General features: G+C 70.8%; 21 protein-coding genes. 15 read left to right on the plus strand and 6 right to left on the minus strand.

Annotated elements, in window-relative coordinates; genetic code table 11:
- Nucleotides 1-60 precede the first annotated feature (60 nt).
- The 3 genes from bioB (at nt 61) to bioD (ending at nt 3,420) form a co-directional block, all read left to right on the plus strand.
- Complete coding sequence (bioB, locus tag ACWCWD_RS24290) at nt 61-1,332, plus strand: biotin synthase BioB (protein ID WP_450775546.1); 1,272 nt, start codon at nt 61-63, stop codon at nt 1,330-1,332.
- Between the two features lie 91 nt (nt 1,333-1,423).
- Nucleotides 1,424-2,731 (plus strand): adenosylmethionine--8-amino-7-oxononanoate transaminase, encoded by a 1,308-nt coding sequence (locus ACWCWD_RS24295; RefSeq protein WP_450775782.1) that lies wholly within the window; start codon nt 1,424-1,426, stop codon nt 2,729-2,731.
- 2 nt (nt 2,732-2,733) lie between these two features.
- Nucleotides 2,734-3,420, plus strand: a complete 687-nt coding sequence (gene bioD, locus ACWCWD_RS24300) for a dethiobiotin synthase (protein WP_450775548.1) — start codon at nt 2,734-2,736, stop codon at nt 3,418-3,420.
- A 132-nt stretch (nt 3,421-3,552) separates the two neighbouring features.
- On the opposite strand, the gene ACWCWD_RS24305 is transcribed toward bioD, so the two are convergent.
- Both ACWCWD_RS24305 and ACWCWD_RS24310 read right to left on the minus strand, forming a co-directional pair.
- Nucleotides 3,553-3,966: a fic family toxin-antitoxin system, toxin component gene (locus ACWCWD_RS24305; RefSeq protein WP_450775550.1), complete on the minus strand. Its 414-nt coding sequence runs from the start codon at nt 3,964-3,966 to the stop codon at nt 3,553-3,555.
- A 178-nt stretch (nt 3,967-4,144) separates the two neighbouring features.
- A complete protein-coding gene (locus tag ACWCWD_RS24310) occupies nt 4,145-4,735 on the minus strand; it encodes a TetR/AcrR family transcriptional regulator (RefSeq protein ID WP_450775551.1) in 591 nt (196 codons plus the stop codon).
- A gap of 338 nt (nt 4,736-5,073) precedes the next feature.
- Between ACWCWD_RS24310 and ACWCWD_RS24315 the strand changes: the two genes are divergently transcribed.
- The gene (locus tag ACWCWD_RS24315; RefSeq protein ID WP_450775553.1) at nt 5,074-6,018 is read left to right on the plus strand and encodes an NAD-dependent epimerase/dehydratase family protein; all 945 of its coding nucleotides are present in this window, start codon (nt 5,074-5,076) and stop codon (nt 6,016-6,018) included.
- 122 nt (nt 6,019-6,140) lie between these two features.
- Here ACWCWD_RS24315 and ACWCWD_RS24320 read toward each other — a convergent pair whose 3' ends face one another.
- Nucleotides 6,141-6,359: an antitoxin gene (locus ACWCWD_RS24320; RefSeq protein WP_450775555.1), complete on the minus strand. Its 219-nt coding sequence runs from the start codon at nt 6,357-6,359 to the stop codon at nt 6,141-6,143.
- A 150-nt stretch (nt 6,360-6,509) separates the two neighbouring features.
- Here ACWCWD_RS24320 and ACWCWD_RS24325 point away from each other — a divergent pair, with 150 nt between their 5' ends.
- From ACWCWD_RS24325 to mug, 6 genes are all read left to right on the plus strand, one after another.
- Complete coding sequence (locus ACWCWD_RS24325) at nt 6,510-6,935, plus strand: GNAT family N-acetyltransferase (RefSeq protein ID WP_450775784.1); 426 nt, start codon at nt 6,510-6,512, stop codon at nt 6,933-6,935.
- Between the two features lie 354 nt (nt 6,936-7,289).
- A complete protein-coding gene (locus ACWCWD_RS24330) occupies nt 7,290-8,630 on the plus strand; it encodes a hemolysin family protein (RefSeq protein WP_450775557.1) in 1,341 nt (446 codons plus the stop codon).
- Nucleotides 8,627-9,646, plus strand: a complete 1,020-nt coding sequence (locus ACWCWD_RS24335) for a hemolysin family protein (RefSeq protein WP_450775559.1) — start codon at nt 8,627-8,629, stop codon at nt 9,644-9,646. Before ACWCWD_RS24330 ends, ACWCWD_RS24335 begins: the two co-directional genes overlap by 4 nt.
- Nucleotides 9,647-10,000: 354 nt before the next feature.
- Complete coding sequence (locus tag ACWCWD_RS24340) at nt 10,001-10,849, plus strand: SGNH/GDSL hydrolase family protein (protein WP_450775561.1); 849 nt, start codon at nt 10,001-10,003, stop codon at nt 10,847-10,849.
- 198 nt (nt 10,850-11,047) lie between these two features.
- Nucleotides 11,048-12,490, plus strand: coding sequence for an adenylosuccinate lyase (gene purB, locus ACWCWD_RS24345; protein ID WP_450775563.1), 1,443 nt, complete (start codon nt 11,048-11,050; stop codon nt 12,488-12,490).
- A 22-nt stretch (nt 12,491-12,512) separates the two neighbouring features.
- On the plus strand, nt 12,513-13,115 hold the full coding sequence (gene mug / locus ACWCWD_RS24350; RefSeq protein WP_450775565.1) for a G/U mismatch-specific DNA glycosylase: 603 nt from the start codon (nt 12,513-12,515) through the stop codon (nt 13,113-13,115).
- A 92-nt stretch (nt 13,116-13,207) separates the two neighbouring features.
- Here the strand turns inward: mug and ACWCWD_RS24355 are convergent, their stop codons facing one another.
- A complete protein-coding gene (locus ACWCWD_RS24355; RefSeq protein WP_450775786.1) occupies nt 13,208-13,951 on the minus strand; it encodes an ABC transporter permease in 744 nt (247 codons plus the stop codon).
- 2 nt (nt 13,952-13,953) lie between these two features.
- Entirely contained in the window at nt 13,954-14,886 is a 933-nt protein-coding gene (locus tag ACWCWD_RS24360) for an ATP-binding cassette domain-containing protein (RefSeq protein ID WP_450775567.1), read from the minus strand.
- Between the two features lie 108 nt (nt 14,887-14,994).
- Between ACWCWD_RS24360 and ACWCWD_RS24365 the strand changes: the two genes are divergently transcribed.
- From ACWCWD_RS24365 to ACWCWD_RS24375, 3 genes are all read left to right on the plus strand, one after another.
- The gene (locus ACWCWD_RS24365; RefSeq protein WP_450775568.1) at nt 14,995-16,164 is read left to right on the plus strand and encodes a sensor histidine kinase; all 1,170 of its coding nucleotides are present in this window, start codon (nt 14,995-14,997) and stop codon (nt 16,162-16,164) included.
- Nucleotides 16,165-16,168: 4 nt separating this feature from the next.
- Entirely contained in the window at nt 16,169-16,819 is a 651-nt protein-coding gene (locus ACWCWD_RS24370; protein WP_450775570.1) for a response regulator transcription factor, read from the plus strand.
- Nucleotides 16,820-17,135: 316 nt separating this feature from the next.
- Nucleotides 17,136-18,293: an ROK family transcriptional regulator gene (locus ACWCWD_RS24375; protein WP_450775788.1), complete on the plus strand. Its 1,158-nt coding sequence runs from the start codon at nt 17,136-17,138 to the stop codon at nt 18,291-18,293.
- A gap of 54 nt (nt 18,294-18,347) precedes the next feature.
- Here the strand turns inward: ACWCWD_RS24375 and ACWCWD_RS24380 are convergent, their stop codons facing one another.
- Nucleotides 18,348-19,112, minus strand: coding sequence for a GntR family transcriptional regulator (locus ACWCWD_RS24380; protein ID WP_450775572.1), 765 nt, complete (start codon nt 19,110-19,112; stop codon nt 18,348-18,350).
- A 358-nt stretch (nt 19,113-19,470) separates the two neighbouring features.
- Here ACWCWD_RS24380 and ACWCWD_RS24385 point away from each other — a divergent pair, with 358 nt between their 5' ends.
- A complete protein-coding gene (locus ACWCWD_RS24385; protein ID WP_450775574.1) occupies nt 19,471-20,301 on the plus strand; it encodes an alpha/beta fold hydrolase in 831 nt (276 codons plus the stop codon).
- Between the two features lie 155 nt (nt 20,302-20,456).
- The gene (locus ACWCWD_RS24390) at nt 20,457-22,037 is read left to right on the plus strand and encodes an alkaline phosphatase D family protein (protein ID WP_450775576.1); all 1,581 of its coding nucleotides are present in this window, start codon (nt 20,457-20,459) and stop codon (nt 22,035-22,037) included.
- Nucleotides 22,038-22,094: the final 57 nt, after the last annotated feature.

Raw genomic sequence — 22,094 nt, forward strand, 5'->3', positions numbered from 1 at the left:
TCTCTCTCCTGTCGGGTTCCTCCTTGGCCGATGGCCGTGGTGTGCGTCAGGATCGACGCCATGGACCTGTTGAGCACGCTGATGGACAAGGGGTTGCGGCGCGAACTGCCGACCCGTGAAGAGGCGCTCGCCGTACTGGCGACCTCCGACGAGGAACTGCTCGACGTGGTGGCCGCCGCGGGCAGAGTGCGCCGTCAGTGGTTCGGGCGCCGGGTGAAACTCAACTACCTGGTCAACCTCAAGTCGGGCCTGTGCCCGGAGGACTGCTCGTACTGCTCTCAGCGGCTCGGCTCCGAGGCGGGCATCCTCAAGTACTCCTGGCTGAAGCCCGACGAGGCGTCACGGGCCGCGGCCGCCGGGGTGGCCGGGGGCGCCAAGCGGGTCTGCCTGGTGGCGAGCGGCCGTGGCCCGACCGACCGGGACGTGGAGCGGGTCTCCCGGACCATCGAGGCGATCAAGGACGAGAACGAGGGCGTCGAGGTGTGTGCCTGTCTCGGTCTGCTCTCCGACGGGCAGGCGGAGAAGCTGCGTTCGGCGGGTGCGGACGCGTACAACCACAACCTCAACACCTCCGAGGCCACCTACGGCGACATCACCACCACCCACACCTACGCGGACCGGGTGGAGACCGTGCGGCACGCCCAGGGGGCCGGGCTCTCCGCCTGCTCGGGGCTGATCGCGGGCATGGGCGAGAGCGACGAGGACCTGATCGACGTGGTCTTCGCACTGCGCCGGCTCGATCCCGATTCCGTGCCGGTGAACTTCCTGATCCCGTTCGAGGGCACGCCGCTCGCCAAGGAGTGGAACCTGACGCCCCAGCGGTGTCTGCGGATCCTCGCGATGGTGCGGTTCGTCTGCCCGGACGTGGAGGTGCGGCTCGCCGGTGGCCGTGAGGTGCACCTGCGGTCGATGCAGCCGCTCGCGCTGCATCTGGTCAACTCGATCTTCCTGGGCGACTATCTGACCAGCGAGGGGCAGGCCGGTCAGGCGGATCTCGACATGATCGCCGACGCGGGGTTCGAGGTGGAGGGCGCGGACACCACGACGCTGCCCGGCCACCGGGCCACGGCCGGCGCGGGCTGCGGGGGGCACGCGGACTCCGACGGCTGCGGCGGCGGGGCGACGGGCGGCGGTTGCGCCCCGTGCGGCGGACCGGCCGCGACCGGGGATGCGTCCTCCGACGCCCCTGCGGAGGCCGTGGACGCGGGCTCCTCCGACTCCGCCGCCGCCTCGCGTACGGACCTGGCGGCGCGCGGGGATCAGGGGGCGCGTACGGACCTGGTGGCCGTGCGCCGGCGGGGTGCGGGTACGGATCTCGCTCCCAATGCCTGAGGCGTACGTTGCGGGGCCGGCCCACTCCGTCCGGCCGGCCCCCGGCGGCCGGGCCGCTTCCGCCACTGTCCCGCCCCCGGTACCGGCGTCCCTGCCCGCCCCCGCCCTGACGCCCGACCGGCTGCGGTCGCTCGACCGGGCTCACGTCTGGCATCCGTACGGGCCCATGCCGGGCCGGCAGGAGCCGCTGATCGTGGAGTCGGCTTCCGGTGTCCGGCTGCGGCTGGCGGAACCGGTCGACGGTCAGCGGGAGTTGGTGGACGGGATGTCCTCCTGGTGGTCGGCGGTGCACGGCTACAACCACCCGGTCCTCAACGAGGCGGCGCGTGGACAGCTGGAGCGGATGAGCCACGTGATGTTCGGCGGTCTCACCCATGAGCCCGCCGTCCGGCTGGCAGCCCGGCTGGTGGAGATCACCCCGGACCCCCTCCAGCACGTCTTCCTCGCCGACTCGGGCTCGGTCTCCGTCGAAGTGGCGGTGAAGATGTGCCTCCAGTACTGGCGTTCGGCCGGCCGGCCCGCCAAGCAGAGGCTCCTGACCTGGCGCGGCGGCTATCACGGCGACACCTGGCAGCCGATGTCGGTGTGCGACCCCGAGGGCGGGATGCACGAGCTCTGGTCGGGGGTGCTCCCCCGGCAGATCTTCGCGGACGCCCCGCCGGACGGCTTCGACGCGGAGGTGGACGCGGACTACGCGGAGCATCTGCGTGAGCTGATCGCCCGTCACGCCCACGAGCTGGCCGCGGTGATCGTGGAGCCCGTCGTCCAGGGGGCCGGGGGGATGCGGTTCCACTCGCCCGGCTATCTGCGGGTGCTCAGGGAGGCGTGCGACGCGCACGACGTGCTGCTCGTCCTCGACGAGATCGCGACCGGATTCGGCCGTACGGGACGGCTGTTCGCCGCGGAGCACGCCGGGATCTCCCCGGACGTGATGTGCGTCGGCAAGGCCCTGACCGGTGGCTACCTCACGATGGCGGCGACCCTGTGCACGACCGGGGTGGCCGAGGGCATCTCGCGCGGCGAGGTTCCCGTACTGGCGCACGGCCCGACCTTCATGGGCAACCCGCTCGCCGCGGCGGTCGCCTGCGCCTCCGTGGACCTGCTGCTCGGCCAGGACTGGCAGGGCGAGGTCGCGCGGATCGGCGCGGGGCTGCGGACCGGTCTGGCCGGGGCCGCCCGGCTGCCGGGGGTCGCGGACGTGCGGGTGCTGGGCGCGATCGGGGTCGTACAGCTCGACCACGAGGTGGACATGGAGGCCGCGACCCGCGCGGCGGTGCGTGAGGGCGTATGGCTGCGGCCGTTCCGGGACCTCGTGTACACGATGCCGCCGTACGTGACGGACGACGAGGACGTGGCGCGGATCTGCCGTGCCGTGTGCGCTGCGGCGCGGGAAGGATGACCATGACCATTCTGGTGGTGTCCGGTACGGGCACCGAGATCGGCAAGACGATCGTGACAGCGGCCGTGGCGGCGGCTACGGGCGGCCGGGTCGCGGTGCTCAAACCCGCGCAGACGGGGGTCGCCCCGGGAGAGCACGGTGACGCGGCCGAGGTGGCGCGGCTGGCCGGCGGCGAGGTGACGGCGGTCGAACTGGCCCGCTACCCCGAACCGTTGGCGCCCGCGACCGCCGCCCGGCGCTGCGGACTCGCCCCCGTACGCCCGTACGAAATCGCCGACGCCGCGCAGAAGCTCGCGACGGAGCACGATCTGGTGCTGGTCGAGGGGGCGGGCGGGCTGCTCGTACGGTACGACGACGCGGGAGCCACGCTGGCGGACGCGGCCCGGCTGCTCGAAGCACCGGTGCTGCTGGTGGCGGCGGCCGGGCTCGGCACGCTCAACTCCACCGCGCTGACGGCCGAAGCACTGCGGGCCCGGGGCCTCGTCTGCCCCGGTGTGGTGATCGGCAGCATGCCCGCCGAACCGGATCTCGCCACCCGGTGCAATGTGGAGGACCTCCCGGTCGCGGCGGGCGCCCCGCTCCTGGGCGTGCTGCCGGCCGGCGCGGGTTCGCTGCTTCCCGCCGACTTCCGCGCCCGGGCGACGAGTTGGCTCGCGCCGGAGCTGGGCGGGGTGCGCGGGGTGCGGTGAGTCCGGGCCCGTTTCGCGGGGTGGGCGCCCGTTGGGGCGTGCGGTGGAGGTGTGCGGTGGGGTGCTCGGTGCACGCGGGCGGTGCATGCGGGTGCCTGGTGGACGCGGGCGGCCCGGGGCCGGGGTGGGGGCTCAGTCGCACCAGTCGTGCAGCTCCTCGGCGATGTCGCGCACCCCGGCCTTGCCCTCCTTCACCAGTCGGGCAAGGTCGCGCACGCGGTCGGGGGACGTCTGGACACGGAGCCCGGAGGCGACCAGGTAGCCGTACGCCACGGCCGAGGCGAACATCGCGTTGGAATGCTCCAAAGCCGGTACGTGCAGGAGAAGTTGGAGCAGCGATGCCGCCCGGGCGTGGGGGCTGGCATAGACCGGGCTGCCGAAGATCTCCGCCTCGTGCCGGCTGACGGCAGCGACGAGGGCGCCCCAGTCGGCGACATGCGGATCGCCCGGCGTCCGATGCTCGGCCACCATGAGCAGCCAGGAGAGATCAATGCGCAGGCTCTCGGGGCCGGGTGACGGTGATTCGGGTGACTCGTCGTGTTCCATGCAGGGAGACCGTCTCGGGAAGGGGAAGGCGCTCGGCGTCTCGGGAAGGGAGGCGCTCGGTCGGCGCGCGGGGAACCCGTCGGTTCCGGAGCAGCCAGTATTCCTCAGCCCCGGGTGCGGAGCGAACCCCCTGCGGGGCGGTCGCCCTCGCCCCCCTCCCCTGCCCGCGAACTCCGGGTCAGGACGCTTGCCGCAGCCCCGCGACGAGGAGGGCGACCAGCCGGCGCGCGTCGTAGCGGGGGTCGCTGTCGGAGCCGATGCAGAGGTTCCCGATGCCGCGCATGAGGTGGTACGCGTCGAGGTCGGCGCGGATCTCTCCGGATGCGGCCGCGGCATCGAGGAGTTCGGTGCACACCGGCAGGAGGCGTTCCAGGAAGTAGCCGTGCAGCGTCTCGTGACCGGCCCCATCTCCCTGCATCGCGGCAGCCAGGCCGTGCTTGGTGACCAGGAAGTCGACGAAGAGGTCGACCCACCGCTCCAGCGCGGCATGAGGTGTCGGGCCGGCCGCCAAGAGTTCCGGGCCGGCCGCCGCACAGGCGTCGACCTGGTGCCGGTAGACGGCTATGACCAGGTCGGCCCGGGTGGGGAAGTGGCGGTAGACCGTGCCCACCCCGACACCGGCCCTGGCCGCGATGTCCCGCACCGGCGCGTCCACGCCCGCGGCGACGAAGGCCGCCGCCGCGGCGTCCAGCAGGGCCTGCTGGTTACGCCGGACGTCCTTGCGCTTGGATCCGGCCACGGTCGCCGTGTCCCGACTGCGGTCACCCACCGCGACACTCCTTCCATGCCCGCCTTGCGAAGCGGAACCATGTTCCGTATTGTTGCGGAGCGATGTTCCGTTTCGCTCATGATGACAGACCGGAATGTGGTCGGCCAGGCCGCCCTCGCGCTTGCTCCCGGCTTGTTCCCTGCTCGCTCCCTCGCTCGCCCCTGGTTTCTCCCTTCCGGACCCGGCTTCGGACACGCTCCGGGAAGCACTCTCGGGCGGAGGGGAGCGCGGCCGTCGGCGCCCGTGAACGTCCGGCAACTTCCGGCAACTTCCGGCAACTTCCGGCAACTTTCGGCAACTTCCGGCAACCAGAACTTCCGCCGCGGAAAGGACATTCCATGATCCTCGTCACCGGAGGCTTCGGCTTCATCGGATCGCACACCGTACGGGCCCTGATCGACCAGGGCGAGGAATGCGTGGTCGTCCAGCGCGGCACCCGCGAGCTCCCGGCCGTACTCGACGGGGAGCGGATCGCGGTCGAACAGGCCGACGTCACCGACCTCGACGCCCTCCTCGCGGTCGGCCGGCGCCACGGCATCTCCGGCATCGTGCACCTGGCCGGCTCCTACCCCTGGCCGGGCGTCCCCGATACACCGGTCGAAACGACCCGGCAGGTGCTCGGCGGACTGCTGAACGTGGTCCAGGCCGCACAGGAATGGGGCGTACGACGACTCGGGATCGCCAGCACCATCGGCGTCTACTTCGGGGCGGACAACCACGGACCGCTCCACGAGGAAACACCACTGTCGTTGAGCGCGTCCGTCTCGATCCCGACCTTCAAGAAGATCGGCGAACTGCTGGGCGGATACCTCGCCGACACCACCGGCATCGACATCGTCAACTACCGCGTCTCCGGAACCTGGGGCCCGCTCGGCCACGCCGATCCGTTCTTCGCCGCGCCCGCCCTCGTCCATGCCGCTGCCCGCGGTACCGCCCCGGACTTCTCCGGCCAGATGCGGCCGCCCTTCGCGGACGACGGGCTCGACGTCACCTACGTCAAGGACACCGGCCGGGCGATCGCCCTCCTCCAGCTCGCCGACCGGCTGAACCACCGCACGTACAACGTCGGATCGGGCCGGGCCACAACAAATGCCCAGGTCATCGAGGCGATCGGGAAGGTGGTTCCCGAAGCCCGGTTCGACCTCCCCACGGGAAGCGGCATGCAGCAGCTGGTCCTCGACATCGGCCGCCTGAAAGAGGACACCGGCTACCAGCCCGAGTACGACACCGAGCGGGCCACGGCCGACTACATCGCCTGGCTCCGCGCGGGCAACAAGATCTGACGGCACCCGGATCCTGTCCGGTGCCGGGGCCGCGGGGGCATGGTGCGCACGGGGAGGCCGTGGTCAGCGCCCGGCGCACGCAGCACTAGGCGCGCTCAGCACATTCGACGCACTCAGCTCGCTCAGCGCGCGACGCGCTCCGTACCGAACTCCTCGGCGAAGACCGATTCGTACCGCTGCATGAAGTCGGCGGCCGCTTCGACGAAGGCGCGGCCCGCGTCCTGCGCGTCGGATTCCGGGCTTTCGTCCAAGGAGCGGGTCATCGTCGCCCTCCTCCGCCGGGCGGCCTCGGCTGCGACGGCGGCCGGGTTCGCTCGGACGTTCAGCTGGGTTCTGGGCATTTTCCCAAGCTAGCGCCGTCCGGACCGCCCGGGCAAGGGGACCGGTCGGCTCCCGGCCCGGGGGCTGGGCCCGAGGGCGGATGGGCAGTGAAAATCTGCTCGCCTCCCGCCGTTCCCCGGTGGTGGGATGCCGGCATGAGCGATCTTTCGATGAGCAACCTTTCGATACGCACTGCCGGCCCCGAGGATCTGGACGAGATCCTCGCCTTCTGGAAGGAGGCGGCCGAGGGGACGAGCATCAGCGATGACCGGGACGGGATCGAACGGCTGGTGGCGCGGGACCCCGAGTGCCTCATCCTGGCGGAGCGGGACGGCCGACTCGCGGGGACGGTGATCGCCGGGTTCGACGGATGGCGGTGCCACCTCTACCGGCTCGCCGTCCACCCGGAACAGCGTCGACGCGGTGTGGCCACCGCCCTGCTGTCGGCCGCGGAGGATCGGTTCGTACGCCTCGGCGGGCGGCGCGGGGACGCGATGGTCCTCGACTCCAACGAGCGCGCCCACCACGCCTGGCACGCGGCGGGATATGAGCGCGAGTCCCGCTGGAGCCGCTGGGTCAAGCACCTGTCCCGCTGACGGCCTCGCCCTGCCCCGCCCAAGGCAGGGCGGGGCAGGGGCCCGGGGCCGGAGTGAGGCCTAGGTAGAGGCAGAGGCGGGCGCGTGGGCAGGCCCGGCCGATCACTTTGCCGATCCTTTACGATGTATCTCTGTCCGACGGGCACAGTCACTCGTACGGAGACCGGCGCAGGGCCCAGTGCCGTGCCGGTACTTCAGTACGGTGATCGGTGCGCCGATCGGTACGTCCTGCCCCTGCCGAGAAAGGTGTGAGCGTCCGCCCATGGGCGAGCCTCCCAGTAGCCGAACCCGCCGGATTCGCGGACATCGCGCGATCCTCCACCCGCTGCCCGATCATGGGACGGAGGTGAACCGATGACCGAAGTGCTTCTGCTGCTCGTGGCCGTGCTGCTCTCGATCGCCTGCGGCGCCTTCGTCGCCGCCGAGTTCTCCCTGACCACCGTGGAGCGCGGCGACCTCGAGCGAGCCGTCGAGCGGGGCGAGCGAGGCGCCGCCGGCGCCCTCAAGGCCGTCCGCAGTCTCACCTTCCAGCTCTCCGGGGCGCAGCTCGGCATCACCGTCACCAACCTGGTGGTCGGCATGCTCTCCGAGTCGTCCATCGCCAAACTCATCCGGGGACCGCTGGTCGCCATCGGGCTCTCTCCCAGCCTGTCGCGCTCGGTGGCGTTGGTGATCGGTACCGCGCTGTCCACGGTGGTGCTGATGGTGGTGGGTGAACTCGTCCCGAAGAACTGGGCGATCTCCTCGCCGCTGAAGGTCGCCAAGGCCGTCGCGACGCCGCAACGGGTCTTCACCGCCGTCTTCCGCCCCTTCATCAGCCACCTGAACAACACCGCCAACCGCATCCTGCGCCGCTTCGGCCTCGAACCGGCCGAGGAGCTGGCCTCCGCCCGGAGCCCGCAGGAACTGGCGGCCCTGGCACGCCACTCCGCGAAGGAGGGGGCGCTGGAGGCGGACACGGCCGAACTGTTCGTCCGCACCCTCAATCTGGCCGAGCTCACCGCGGAGAACGTCATGACGCCCCGCGTGCAGGTCACCGCGCTGGACATGCAGGCGACCGCCGAGGACGTGGCGAACGCGACCCGGGCGACCGGGTTGTCCCGTTTCCCCGTCTACCGCGGCAGCCTGGACAGCGTGGTGGGCGTCGCACACATCAAGGACGTCCTCGCGGTTCCGGCGGACCAGCGGCCCCGCAAAAGCGTCTCCGACCTGCTGCGCGAGCCCCTTCTCGTACCCGAGACCCTCAGCGTCGACAAGCTGCTCGACCGGCTCTCCGGGCGCAAGCTCGCCATGGCCGTCGTCATCGACGAGTACGGCGGCACGGCCGGTGTGGTGACCCTGGAGGACATCGTCGAAGAGGTCGTCGGCGAGGTGCGCGACGAGCACGACCCGCACGAGACACCCGATCTGGCCCCCGCCGGGGAGGATGCCGACGGCCGCACCCTCTGGTCGGCCGACGGCGCCGCGCGCACCGACCAGCTCCGCACCATCGGTCTGCGCGCTCCGGACGGCCCGTACGAAACCCTCGCCGGACTCGTCGCCAACGAGGTCGGGCGCATCCCCCGGGAAGGGGACAGCGTGGAACTGGCCGGGTGGCGGATCGACGTCGTGGACGCCTCCGGGCGCCGCGCCGCACGCGCCCTGCTGCACGCACCGCTCCCCGGTGAGGACCCCCTGACGGAGGATGCCCGATGACCGTTCTCCAGCTCTTCATCGGCCTGCTGACCCTGGTCGTGAACGCGTTCTTCGTGGGGGCGGAGTTCGCCCTCATCTCGGTGCGCCGGAGCCAGATCGAACCCGCGGCCGAAACCGGCGACCGAAAGGCCCGCAGCGTGCTGTGGGGCCTGGAGCACGTCTCGGCACTGCTGGCGGCGGCCCAGCTCGGCATCACCCTCTGCACCCTGGTGCTGGGCATCGTCGCCGAACCGGCCATCGCCCATCTGCTGGAACCCGTGTTCGACGCGGTCGGGGTGCCGCACGGTCTGGTGCATCCGCTGTCGTTCGTCATCGCGCTGACGGTGGCGACCTACCTCCACATGCTGCTCGGTGAGATGGTCCCCAAGAACGTCGCGCTGGCCGACCCGGCGAAGGGGGCGCTGCTGCTCGGCCCGCCGCTGGTGGCGCTGGCCAGGGGGCTGCGCCCGGTGATCTTCGCGATCAACGCGTTCGCCAACCTGTTGCTGAAGCTGCTGCGGGTGGAGACGAGGAACGAGGTCTCCGCGACCTTCTCGGACGACCAGCTGGCGTTGCTGGTGAGGGACTCCGGGGACGCGGGGCTGGTGGACGACCGGTCGGCCGAGCGGCTGCGGCACGCCCTGGAGCTGGGCAGCCGTCCCGTGCGGGACGTGGCCATGCCGATCGCCCAGATGGTCTGTACGCGAGTGGGCACGACCCCCGAGGAGCTGGAGCGACTCTCGGCCGAATCCGGATACTCACGATTCCCCGTGATGAACGGCGAGCAGCGGATACTCGGCTACCTCCACGTCAAGGACGCCCTCGACGCCGCCCCGCGCGACGTGCCGTTCCCGGTCTCGGCGATGCGTCCCATCGCCCGGGTACGGGCGGCAGCCCCGCTCGACGACGTACTGACCGCACTGCGGCGCAGCCGTACGCACCTGGCGGCAGTGCTGGACGAGGACGATCGACTGGTCGGCACGGTCACCATGGAGGACGTGCTGCGCGAGCTCGTCGGACGGCCGCAGTCCGGCTGAGGCCACAGTCCGGCTGAGGCCACGGTCCGGCTGAGGCCACAGTCCGGCTGGCGGGAGGCGTCGGCGGAAGCAGCGGGGCAGCGGCGGGGATGCGTCGTCGGACCCGCGGAAGGTGCGGGGGCCTCAGAGGCGGGGTGCGGGGCATCGGAGGAGGAGGGGCGACGGGGACGGCGGGGCTGTCGGGCCGGGGGTTGCGGAGGCAGGGGGCTGCCGAGACGCGGGCTGCGGAAGCGGCGGCTGCCGAGGCGAGGGTTGCGGAGGCAGGGGGTTGCCGAGACGCGGGGCTGCCGAAGCGACCGGACGGCGGGGAGAGCCGCTCTGCTCGACCCGTCTCCGCGATACGATCTCGACGCCATGGATATGAATGCCTCGTACACCAGTTTCGTCGCGGTCGGTGACTCGTTCACCGAGGGCATGTCGGACCTCCTGCCGGACGGCACGTACCGGGGCTGGGCCGATGTCCTCGCCTCCCGGCTCGCCGCTCGCTCCCCCGGGTTCCGCTACGCCAACCTGGCCGTCCGGGGCAAGCTCATCAGCCAGATCGTCGACGAGCAGGTGGACTCGGCCGCCGCGCTGCAGGCGGACGTGGTGACCCTCGTCGGCGGCCTCAACGACACCCTCCGCCCCAAGTGCGACATGGGCATGGTGCGGGGACGCCTCGAAGAGGCGGTGGAGCGTCTCGCGCCGTCGTGCAAGACGCTCGTGCTGATGCGGAGCCCGGGACGGAACGGTCCGGTGATGGACCGCTTCCGCCCGCGCATGGAAGAGCTGTTCGCGCTGGTGGACGATCTGGCCGGCCAGCACGGCGCGGTGGTCGCCGACCTGTACGGGGCTCCGTCGCTGGGCGACCCCCGACTGTGGGACATCGACCGGCTCCACCTGACCGCCGAGGGGCATCGGCGAGTCGCCGAGGCGGTCTGGCAGACGCTGGGGCTGCCCGCCGAGAGCGACTGGCGGACCCCCATGGGCGCGGCCGCGCCCATTCGCTGGAGCACCCGCCGGGTCGAGGACGTCCGCTTCGCCAAGCAGCATCTGGCCCCGTGGATCGGGCGCCGGCTCACCGGCCGGTCCTCGGGCGACGGCCGCCACGGCGCCCAGTTCGACGCAGCCTCTGGGCGGGCCTTCTGGATCACCCCGGCGAATCCCGCCGACCCTGGTCCGGTGACCTCCTGGCTCCGGGACGACGAACCGCAGGACGCATAGGGGACGCATAGGGCATGATTCTGCGTGGGGCCGACCCCGGGACCCGGCGCAGGGCCGCGGGTCCGGCCCCGCGTGGCACCGTCCGGAAGACCGCGCCCGCCCTCACGCACGGACGCGGGTGGTGACCCCGGTCTCGTAGCAAGCCACAAAGCGATCCCGGGCGCTGGCCTGCACAAACCGCCAGTAGAATCTCTCTACGTGACTGCTGTGTCTGCGAAGCCTCGCATCCCCAATGTCCTTGCCGGCCGCTACGCCTCCACGGAGCTGGCCGTTCTCTGGTCCCCCGAGCAGAAGGTGAAGCTGGAGCGTCAGCTGTGGCTGGCGGTGCTGCGTGCTCAGAAGGACCTCGGGATCGAGGTACCCGACGCGGCGCTCGCCGACTACGAGCGTGTTCTCGATCAGGTCGACCTCGCCTCCATCGCCGAGCGGGAGAAGGTCACCCGCCACGACGTGAAGGCCCGCATCGAGGAGTTCAACGCCCTCGCCGGGCACGAGCAGGTCCACAAGGGCATGACCTCCCGTGACCTCACCGAGAACGTGGAGCAGCTCCAGATCCGCCTCTCGCTGGAGCTCATGCGCGACCGCACCGTGGCGGTGCTGGCGCGGCTCGGCAAGCTTGCCGGTGAGTACCGCGAGCTCGTCATGGCGGGCCGGTCCCACAACGTGGCCGCGCAGGCCACCACGCTCGGCAAGCGCTTCGCGACCGGCGCCGACGAACTGCTCGTCGCCTACGGGCGTCTGGAGGAGCTGCTCGCCCGCTACCCGCTCCGTGGCATCAAGGGCCCGGTGGGTACCGCACAGGACATGCTGGACCTGCTGGGCGGCGACACCGCCAAGCTCGCTGAGCTGGAGCAGCGCATCGCGGGCCACCTGGGCTTCGCCAACGCCTTCACGTCGGTCGGCCAGGTCTACCCGCGCTCGCTCGACTACGACGTGGTGACCGCCCTCGTCCAGCTGGCTGCCGCTCCTTCGTCCGTCTCCAAGACGATCCGGCTCATGGCCGGGCACGAGCTGGTGACGGAGGGCTTCAAGCCGGGCCAGGTCGGCTCCTCCGCGATGCCGCACAAGATGAACACCCGGTCCTGCGAGCGGGTCAACGGCCTCATGGTCATCCTGCGCGGCTACGCCTCGATGACCGGTGAGCTGGCCGGCGACCAGTGGAACGAAGGTGACGTCTCCTGCTCCGTGGTGCGCCGCGTGGCACTGCCGGACGCCTTCTTCGCCTTCGACGGTCTGCTCGAAACCTTCCTGACGGTCCTGGACGAGTTCGGCGCCTTCCCCGCCGTCGTGGCGCGTGAGCTCGACCGGTACCTGCCTTTCCTGGCGACCACGAAGGTCCTGATGGGTGCGGTTCGGGCCGGCGTCGGCCGCGAGGTCGCGCACGAGGCGATCAAGGAGAACGCGGTGGCCTCGGCCCTCGCTATGCGGGAGCAGGGCGCGGAGCGCAACGAGCTCCTGGACAAGCTGGCCGCGGACGAGCGCATCCCGCTGGACCGCGGGCAGCTGGACGCCCTGATGGCGGACAAGCTCTCGTTCACGGGGGCCGCCGGTGACCAGGTCGCCACCGTGGTCAACCGGATCGAGGCCATCGTCAAGGAGCACCCCGCAGCCGCCGGGTACACCCCCGGGTCGATTCTCTGACCGGCTGCTCCTTTCTTCTCCCGTGACGCCCGAAGAGTTGGCTGCCGCCCGCGACCGCATCGTCCCCGATGTGGTCGCGGGCGGTTTGCGTGTGCTGTTCTGCGGCATCAATCCCAGCCTCATGACCGCAGCCACGGGCCACCACTTCGCGCACCCCGGCAATCGCTTCTGGCCGGTGCTCCATCTCTCCGGCTTCACTCCTCGCAGGCTGGCCCCGTCGGAACAGGCGGAGCTCCCTTCCTACGGCCTCGGCATCACCAATGTCGTCGCGCGGGCCACCGCACGGGCTGACGAGCTGACCGCCGAGGAATACCGCGCGGGTGGACGGATCCTGGCGGAGAAGGCCGACCGGCTACGGCCCCAGTGGCTGGCGGTCGTCGGCGTGACGGCCTACCGAACGGCTTTCGGGGAGCGCCGCGCCCAAATCGGTCCGCAGGAACGGACCATCGGTGGTGCCCGCGTCTGGGCTCTTCCCAACCCCAGTGGGCTCAACGCCCATTGGACTGTCGGCTCGATGGCCGAGGAGTACGCCCGTCTCCGCGCGGCCGTGGAAGAAGCCGCCACGGATGAAGCTGCCGGGCAAGTAACTGTCGTGGATGAAGCTACCGTGCGGCGCTGCGACTGAGGCGTCGCCGTCGTGCATGGCTGCCGTCCACCAAGGAGCTTCGTGGCGGATCGGGTGGGCACGCCGCCCGTGGACGCGGGGTCCTGATCGGGTCAGACGTCCCGGGTGCGTATCGCCCACCAGCCGGCAAGCAGCGCGGCAGCTGTCCAAGCAGCGGTCACCGCCAGCCCGCTCCAGGGGCCGAGGCTGCCCGTCGGAGTCTCGTGCAGGATCACCTGGCCCGCCCGGTCGGGAAGGAAGTCCGCGACTCCGGAGGAGACGTCCCCCACGACGAACGAGACGATCAGGATGAACGGTATGAGGATGCTCATCACGGCGACCGCGCTTCGGAGCAGCGCCGTGAGGCCTGCCGCGAAAAGGGCCATGAGCGCGAGGTAGACGCCGCTGCCCAGCACGGCTCGCAGCACCCCGGGATCCCCCAGGCCGATGGCGTACTCCCCCATGAACAGCTGCCCCAGCAGAAAGCTCACGAAGCCGGTCGCCTCCCCCACGACCAGTGCTGCCACACCGACGACGGCCATCTTCGATGCGTAGAAGAGGCCACGGCGCGGCACCGCCGACAGGGACACCCGCAAGGCCCCACCGGCGAACTCGGAGGAGAGCGCGGTCGCACCGAAGGCGATGGCCGCAATCTGACCGAAGTTCAGCGCGTAGAAGGCATTGAACAGCGGTTCGGCGTCGAGATCATTCGCCTCGCTCTGTCCGATGGTGGCGGAGAAGAGCACTGAGATGGCCACCGTGACCGCGAACACAGCCGTCAGCGAGCCGTGGACGGCACGTACGGACCTGGTCTTGATCCATTCCGAGCGAAGAATCGCGACCGCTGCCTGCGGCATCATCATGCCTCCTTGTTCGAGACGGTGGGTATGGCGGCGAACTCGGCGACGTCCGCGGTGAGATCGAGGTACGCCTCTTCCAGAGTGGCTCGCTCTTCCACGAGCTCCAGGAGGGGAATCTGTTGGTCCGCCGCCAGCGCCCCGACTTCACCGGCACGCGCCCCCTCGATCCAGAACGCCCCGTCACCGGCATCCCTGGCGGCGTATCCCCTGCGGATCAGGAGGTCGCTGAGTCGTCGTCCCTCGGCCTCGCGCAGCCGTACCCTGGGGCGGCTGCGCGAGGCGAGGAACCCGTCCGTCGGCATGTCGGCGAGGAGCCTGCCACCGCCGAGAATGACGAGATGGTCGGCGAAGGCGGCGGTCTCGCCCATCAGGTGACTGGACACCAGAACCGTGCGGCCTTCCCGGGCAAGCCGTCTCATCAGCTCGCGGATCCAGACGATCCCTTCGGGGTCGAGTCCGTTGGACGGCTCGTCCAGTAGCACCACGGCAGGATCCCCCAGCAGTGCGGCGGCTATGCCCAGCCGTTGGCGCATACCGAGTGAGAACGTCTTGATCCGTCGCGCGGCGACCGTGGCGAGGCCCGCCTCCTCCAGCACCGCGTCCACTCTTCGCCGCGGGATGCCGTTGCTCACCGCGAGGGCGAGCACATGGTCGCGTGCGGTGCGCGATCCGTGCGCGGCTCCGGCGTCGAGCAGTGAACCGACCACGCGCAGCGGGTTGTCGAGCGTGGCGTAGGCCCGTCCGCCCACGGTCGCCGTGCCACCCGACGGGCGGTCGAGGCCGAGAATCAGCCGCATCGTGGTGGACTTCCCGGCGCCGTTGGGTCCGAGGAAGCCGGTGACGCGGCCGGCCTCCGCACGGAAGGTGAGCCGGTCCACCGCGCGGGTGGTTCCGTACTCCTTCGTGAGCTGATGCACATCGATGCTGGTCATGCACTCAGCCTGGCTGGAGCGATGCAGCGGCGTCCTCCCCCGACCGTGGGAATCCTCTCCCCCGTACGGGGGAGGTACAGCCGGACGGGCGCTGCCACCATGGCCCACATGCACCGTTTCCTTGCCCCACTGGCCGAGCCGGTGACCTACAGCCGTTGGATCCACCTCGTCGTCCCCATGGCTCTCATAAGCGTGTGGCTGTTCATCGAGCCGGGCGTCCCGTGGCAGCTCGCCCTGCTCGCGGTGCCAGTGGGGCTCCTCCCCGTGATGCGTGTGGGGGAAGGCGTACAGGCGCAGCTCCTGCTCACCCCCGGCGAGCGTGGTCGGACCGACGCGACCATTTCCCTCGCGCCCGCTGCGACCTGGGGTGAGAAATGGCGGACCGTGGCCTGGCTCGAACTACGCCTCCTTCTCTCCATCGTGGTGGGTTCGGCCACGGTCTGGCTGCCCTTGACGGCGATCGACTTGGTCCGTGCCGCGACGGGGGGCGACATGGGCGACGGCATATTCCAACTCATCGAACCCCGCCCCTGGTACGCGGTGCTCGCGCCACTTCCTCTGCTCCTCCTGCTGGCCCTCGTTGATCTCTGCGGACGCTTCACCACGGCAGCTGCCCGCCGTCTGCTGGGGCCGTCGAAAAGCGAACGCATGGCAGCACTGGAGGAACTCACGGAGCAGCTCCTGGAGCGCAACCGCATCGCGCGCGAACTCCACGACTCAATCGGCCACGCACTCACGGTCTCCGTGGTGCAGGCGGGTGCCGCACGCACGGCTGACGACCCGGAGTTCACGCGGCGCGCGCTCGTGGCGATCGAGGAAACGGGTCGCGCGGCGCTCGACGATCTGGAACGGGTGCTCCGGGTGCTGCGCGAGCCCGGAGCCTCCGCCGACCGACGGCCGACGCTGATCGCTGTCGAGCAACTGCTCGACTCCGCACGAGGATCTGGGGTCGCCGTGGACGCCGAGGTGGTCGGGCGTATCGACCGCCTGCCCGACTCCCTGTCCAGGGAGGGGTATCGCATTCTTCAGGAGTCGCTCACCAACGCGTTGCGTCACGCCGGCCAGGTCCCCGTCCGCGTACGTGTCGGCGTCGAGAAGGACTGCCTGGAACTCGATGTACGGAATCCTCTGGCGGGGCCTGTCCGTCGTTCGGCCGGGGGCCATGGACTGCAGGGGATGCGGGAACGGGCGAAGCTGCTGGGCGGCAGTGCGAAAGCCGGACCGCGCGAAGGCGAATGGAGGGTCCACGTCGCCCTCCCTCTCCGGCACATAGGGTGATCCCATGGCGGTGAAGGTCCTCCTCGTCGACGACGAGCCACTCGTACGCACGGGCTTGCGGGCAGTGCTGGAATCGCAGCCGGACATCGTGGTGGCCGGGGAGGCGGCGGACGGTGCGTCCGTGCTTCCTCTCGTGAGGCAGCTGCGTCCGGACGTGGTCGCCATGGACGTCCGGATGCCCTTGATGGACGGCATAGAGGCGACCCGACTGCTGCTCCGTTCCCTGGCCGAACCTCCGAAGATCCTTGTGGTCACCACGTTCGAGAACGACGAGTACGTGTACGAGGCGCTGCGCGCCGGTGCGGACGGCTTCCTCCTCAAGCGTGCCCGGCCGATGGAGATCGTGAATGCCGTCCGGCTGGTGGCGGAAGGCGAGTCGCTGCTCTTCCCCGCGGCCGTACGCCGACTGGCCTCCGAGTACGGGACGAACAAGGCCCGTGCGGTGGTGGAGCGGGCGTCCCTCACTGATCGGGAGGAAGGAGTGCTCCGGTTGATGTGCCGGGGTCTGTCGAACGCGGAGATCGCGGCCAAGCTGATGGTGGGCACCGAAACGGTCAAGACCCATGTCAGTGCGTTGCTGACCAAGCTCGGGGCCAGGGACCGGACTCAGGCCGTGATCACGGCGTACGAGTCAGGCTTCGTAGTACCCGGCTGAGGAAGGAGGATCCGGTCGCGGGACAGCACCCCCGGTGCATAATCCGGTCGCGAGACGGCACCCCCGGTACATGGTCCGGTCGCGGGACGGCACCCCCGGTGCATGAGGCCGTCCCCCCGCGTCCCGCTTGCCGAGCGTCACGGAGGCACCACCCGTGTTCGAGGTGAGCGATGAAATCCGGCCACGTAAGGACCATCCACGCGGGACACCCGGCGACCGGCGGTCATCAGAAACCGCTCGGCCCCCGGCGGCGTTCGCGGAGCCTCATCCCACCGAGTACCATCCGGCAGACACAGGGGGCGTGAGGAGGACACACGTGGGGCGGCTGACCGGTGGAGACCCGTCGTTGTTGCGGCGGATCAATTCCGCGGTGGTACTGCACGCCCTGCGTGGAGCCGAGCTTCCGACGCTCTCGGACCTGACCCGGATAACCGGCCTTTCCCGGCCAACGGTCGAAGGCGTGGTCGAGGGACTGTTCGAGGCCGGCCTCGTCGTGGAGGCGCTGCCCGACGAGGGGGAAGCGCGGCGCCAGGGCCGCCCCGCGCGGCGGTTCCGCTTCCGTGCCGAGGCGGGTCACCTGCTGGGCATCGAGATCGGTCCGCACCGGGTCTCCGCCCTGATGTCGGGGCTCGACGGCAGGATCATCGGGGCGGGGCAGCGGCAGGTCTCCGAGACCGCCGCCGCGGACGACCGGCTCGATCAGGTCCGAGCCATGATCGCCGACCTGCTCCGCCGCACGGGCGTGGCCAGGAGCAGCCTGCGGGCCGTGGGGGTGGGCAGCCCGGGGATCGTGGAGGCCGACGGTACGGTCCGGCTGGGCACGGCGCTTCCCGGCTGGACCGGGCTCCCCCTCGGGGAGCGGCTCCGGCGCTCGTTCCGCTGCCCGGTTCTGGTGGAGAACGATGCCAATACGGCAGCCGTGGCGGAGCATTGGAAGGGCGCCGCGACGGAGTCGGACGACGTCGTCTTCGTCCTGGCCGGCTTGAGCCCCGGAGCGGGCTCGTTGATAGGGGGACGGCTGCACCGGGGTTACGGCGGAGCTGCCGGCGAGATCGGCGCGCTCCACCTGCTCGGCAGAGAGGTCACGCCAGAGCATCTGCTGTCCACGACCGACACCCCTCTGGACCCGCTGGACGAGCCTGCGGTCGCGGCGGTGTTCACGAAGGCACGGCAGGGCGACAGCCGCGCCCAGGAGGCGGTCGAACGGTTCATCCAGCGGTTGGTGCACGACGTCGCGGCGCTCGTGCTGGCGCTCGACCCCGAGATCGTGGTGGTCGGCGGCTGGGCCGCCGGGCTCGACGGAGTGCTGGACCCGCTGCGGAACGAACTCGCGCGCTACTGCCTGCGACCGCCCCGCGTCGCCTTGTCCCTGCTCGGGGAGGCCGCAGTCGCGACCGGGGCGCTGCGGCTGGCGCTGGACCACGTGGAGGAGCAATTGTTCGCGGTGGAGGGAACAGTGACGGCCCGCCGCTGACAGCGGCGGGCCGTCGGGTCCGCGGATCGCCCCGATGTCGCGGGGCGAGGATGGTCAGGAAGCCTGACGCTCCTGGTCGTGGCTGATCTCCAGGGCTCCGGAGTCCCCGAAGGTGAGCCGGCAGGTGTCGGCACGGTAGGTGGCGACGGAGACCGCGGCGGTGCCGCCCGCGGCGAAGTAGCGCGTGGTGACCACCAGGACGGGGGCACCGGGCAGCCGGTCGAGTTCCTTCGAGTCGTCCGCGCTGGCCGAGCCGAGTTCGACCGACCGGTCCTGCCCTTCAAGGCCGAGGCGGTGCAGCTCCCGCAGCACACCGCGGGCGCGGGCCGGGCCCGTGGACGCCTCGATCGCGGACAGGTCGGGGACGGACGCGGACGGCACGTACAGCAGTTCCGCCGCCACCGGCTGACCGTGGGTGACCCTGATCCGGCGGATCACATGGACCATCTCGTCGGCCGCCACGTCCAGCGCCGCGGCGACGGCCGCGGGGGCGGTGCCGCGGGTGCACTCGACGGGCTGCCACGCCTCGTCGGCCACGGCGCCCGTCCACTCCTGCTGGGCCGTGGAGACCGCGACGCCCACCCTGGGCGGGGCGACGGTGGTGCCCACACCCCGCCGACGCTGGAGCCTGCCTTCGAGTTCGAGCTGCTCCAGAGCCTGCCGGAGCGTGGCACGTGCGACCCCGAACCGGGCGGCGAGGTCCCGCTCGTTCGGCAGGATCTCACCCACCGCGAAGTCCGAGTCGAGTGCCTCACTGAGCACGGTCCTCAGGTGCCAGTACTTCGGCTCCTGCACCGTTTCCAGCTGCGTGGTCCCCACCCTGTCCTCCGCAATCGCCCAGCGGCCTTTTCCGCGACAACATTTATTAAAGGTTCTTTTCTTAACGTAAGGACCATAGGACGGCGCACCGACTTGGTCAAGACCAATCCTTGCCCCGGCGTGCAGCAAAACGGGCTTCCGGCACAGAGCGTTCACAGGACGTTCGTGGGACGAGGGCCGGCGAACGGGCGGAGGACGGCACCGGGTCGTCTCGGGGGCGTGCCGCGACGTCACTGACGGCGAACCGCCTCCCGCCTGCCGGCCGGGAGACGCTCCCCCTTGAACTGGTAGCTACCGAGCGGTAGTTATTGGTCCGGAAGGCTGCTCGTCCACTCCTTCATCCATTCCAGGGAGCGCCATGACCGGCACGGCATCGTTCAGTTTCGACACCTCCGCGGGCTCGAGGCCGCTCTCACTGACGTACGAACGGACCGGCGCGGGACAGCCGCTGTTGTTGCTTCACGGCGTGGGCCATCACCGGCAGGCGTGGGATCCGGTGGTGCGGATCCTGTCGGGCGAGCGCGATGTGATCAGCGTGGACCTGCCTGGTTTCGGTGAGTCGGCGGCACTCCCGGAGGGTGTCGCGTACGACGTGCGGACGGTGGCCGGAGCGTTGACGGCCTTCTGCTCCGAACTCGGCGTCCCACGCCCCCACGTGGCGGGCAACTCGCTCGGTGGTCTGCTCGCGCTGGAACTCGGACGCACCGGCCGTGCCCGATCCGTCACGGCCCTCTCCCCCGCCGGTTTCTGGAGCGGTCCGGAGCGCCGGTACGCGTTCGGAACGCTCCGGACGATGCGCCGGGGCGCCCGGGCACTGCCGGTTCCGCTGATCGAACGCCTCTCGCGGAGCGCGGCCGGGCGTGCCGCTCTCACCAGCACCATCTGCGCCAGGCCCGCGCGCCGTTCACCGGAGGCAGTCGTCGCAGAGACTCTCGCGCTCCGGAACGCGACCGGATTCGACGGGACACTGGCCGCCGGCCGGAACACCTCCTTCACCTCCGACGTGCCGGGCATCCCCGTCACCGTCGCCTGGGGCAGTCGTGATGTGCTGCTGCCCCGTCGGCAGGGTGTCCGGGCCAAGCGCGCCATGCCCGGTGCCCGGCTGGTGCGGCTGCCCGGATGCGGTCACGTGCCGATGAACGACGACCCCGCGCTCGTGTCCCGGGTGATCCTCGACACCAGCCGCTGAGGGAGCCGGCCGGGGGAAGACGGTCGCGCCACAGAACCGTTGTTCACCTCGGGTTGGGGTGGATGCCTCTGCCGCGCGTTAGGCATGGTCCTGCGCGCGCCGGTGCTGATCGGACGCGCACGTCGTACACCCCGCACCCTCCCGGAGGCGCATCGATGACGAACCGTCCGCACATCCTTCTCTCCCCCGGCCGCCGGACCGTTCTGCGCGGTTCGCTCCTCGCGTCGGCGGCCATCGGGCTGCCGGCGCTCACCGGTGCGCCCGCGTTCGCGCGGGCGGGCCGCCCGTCCGCCGACTGGGGTGTCCAGGTCGGTGACGTGACGGCTTCCACCGCGCTGGTCTGGGTGCGTTCGGACCGTGCGGCACGGATGCTCGTCGAGACGTCGGCCACGGAGTCGTTCCGTACGTCCCGCCTCTGGCACGGTCCGCTGATCGGCGCCGGCACGGACTTCACCGGGACGACTCCGCTGCACGGGCTCCCGGCCGGCGAGCAGATCCACTACCGGGTGACGCTGGCCGACCCGGACGATCCACGGCGCACGGGCCGCCCGGTGTACGGGACCTTCCGCACCGCTCCGGCGAAGCGGCGCGACGGTGCGCGGTTCCTCTGGTCCGGCGACATCGCCGGGCAGGGGTGGGGCATCAACCCCGACATCGGGGGCTACACGGTCTACGAGGAGATGCGGAGGCTCGACCCCGACTTCTTCCTCTGCAGCGGCGACAACATCTACGCGGACGGGGTCATCGAGCCCAGCGTGACCCTGCCCGACGGCCGGATCTGGCGCAACGTCACGACGGAGGAGAAGGCGAAGGTCGCCGAGACCCTCGACGAGTACCGGGGCAACTTCCGCTACAACCTGCTGGACGCGAACGTAAGGAGGTTCAACTCCCAGGTGCCGTCGATCGTCCAGTGGGACGACCACGAGGTGCGCAACAACTGGTACCCCGGGCAGATCCTCGACGATGTGCGCTACACGGAGAAGAACGTGGACGTGCTGGCGGCGCGCTCGGTGCGCGCCTACCGCGAGTACCTTCCCGTCTCCACCCTCCGCGCCGCCCCGGGCGAGGGCCGCATGCAACGGGTGATCCACCACGGCCCCCTGCTCGATGTGTTCGTGCTCGACATGCGCTCCTTCCGCAACGCCAACTCGCCCGACCGGCAGGCCGACGACACCACGGGCATCCTCGGCGCCGAGCAGCTCCAGTGGCTCAAGGGCGAGCTCTCCCGGTCCCGCGCCGTGTGGAAGGTGATCGCGGCCGACATGCCGCTCGGGCTGGTCGTGCCCGACGGTGCCACCGACTTCGAAGCGGTCGCCCAGGGCGACCCCGGTGCCCCGCTCGGGCGGGAACTCCAGATCGCCGAGCTGCTGCGGTACATCAAGCACCGGCGGATCACGGGAACCGTCTGGCTGACGACGGACGTGCACCACACCTCCGCGCAGCACTACGTCCCCGAGCGCGCCGCCTTCAAGGACTTCGCACCGTTCTGGGAGTTCGTCTCCGGCCCGCTGGCCGCGGGCGCTTTCCCGGCGAGCGCGCTGGACGGCACGTTCGGCCCGGACCGGGTGTTCGTCAAGGCTCCGGTCCTGTCCAACCAGTCCCCCATGGAGATGCCTCCGCTCTACGGAGAGGTCGACATCGACGGAGGGAGCGGGGAGATGACGGTGCGTCTGAGGCAGCAGGGCGGCCAGGTCCTGTTCACCAAGGTGCTGCAGCCCGGCCTCACGGGCCAGTGAGCACCCGCGGTCCGTCCACGGCGTGATCGGGCCGGGGAGCGAACTCGGATGCCGCGT

This window comes from Streptomyces sp. NPDC001493 (assembly GCF_053597235.1).

What these genes read in the sequence shown, in the direction of transcription:
- bioB (WP_450775546.1), top strand. Translation starts at nt 61, where the DNA reads ATGGACCTGTTGAGCACGCTGATGGACAAGGGGTTGCGGCGCGAACTG.
- bioD (WP_450775548.1), top strand. Translation starts at nt 2,734, where the DNA reads ATGACCATTCTGGTGGTGTCCGGTACGGGCACCGAGATCGGCAAGACG.
- ACWCWD_RS24305 (WP_450775550.1), bottom strand. Translation starts at nt 3,966, where the DNA reads ATGGAACACGACGAGTCACCCGAATCACCGTCACCCGGCCCCGAGAGC.
- ACWCWD_RS24315 (WP_450775553.1), top strand. Translation starts at nt 5,074, where the DNA reads ATGATCCTCGTCACCGGAGGCTTCGGCTTCATCGGATCGCACACCGTA.
- ACWCWD_RS24320 (WP_450775555.1), bottom strand. Translation starts at nt 6,359, where the DNA reads ATGCCCAGAACCCAGCTGAACGTCCGAGCGAACCCGGCCGCCGTCGCA.
- ACWCWD_RS24325 (WP_450775784.1), top strand. Translation starts at nt 6,510, where the DNA reads ATGAGCAACCTTTCGATACGCACTGCCGGCCCCGAGGATCTGGACGAG.
- ACWCWD_RS24330 (WP_450775557.1), top strand. Translation starts at nt 7,290, where the DNA reads ATGACCGAAGTGCTTCTGCTGCTCGTGGCCGTGCTGCTCTCGATCGCC.
- ACWCWD_RS24335 (WP_450775559.1), top strand. Translation starts at nt 8,627, where the DNA reads ATGACCGTTCTCCAGCTCTTCATCGGCCTGCTGACCCTGGTCGTGAAC.
- ACWCWD_RS24340 (WP_450775561.1), top strand. Translation starts at nt 10,001, where the DNA reads ATGGATATGAATGCCTCGTACACCAGTTTCGTCGCGGTCGGTGACTCG.
- ACWCWD_RS24355 (WP_450775786.1), bottom strand. Translation starts at nt 13,951, where the DNA reads ATGCCGCAGGCAGCGGTCGCGATTCTTCGCTCGGAATGGATCAAGACC.
- ACWCWD_RS24360 (WP_450775567.1), bottom strand. Translation starts at nt 14,886, where the DNA reads ATGACCAGCATCGATGTGCATCAGCTCACGAAGGAGTACGGAACCACC.
- ACWCWD_RS24365 (WP_450775568.1), top strand. Translation starts at nt 14,995, where the DNA reads ATGCACCGTTTCCTTGCCCCACTGGCCGAGCCGGTGACCTACAGCCGT.
- ACWCWD_RS24370 (WP_450775570.1), top strand. Translation starts at nt 16,169, where the DNA reads ATGGCGGTGAAGGTCCTCCTCGTCGACGACGAGCCACTCGTACGCACG.
- ACWCWD_RS24385 (WP_450775574.1), top strand. Translation starts at nt 19,471, where the DNA reads ATGACCGGCACGGCATCGTTCAGTTTCGACACCTCCGCGGGCTCGAGG.
- ACWCWD_RS24390 (WP_450775576.1), top strand. Translation starts at nt 20,457, where the DNA reads ATGACGAACCGTCCGCACATCCTTCTCTCCCCCGGCCGCCGGACCGTT.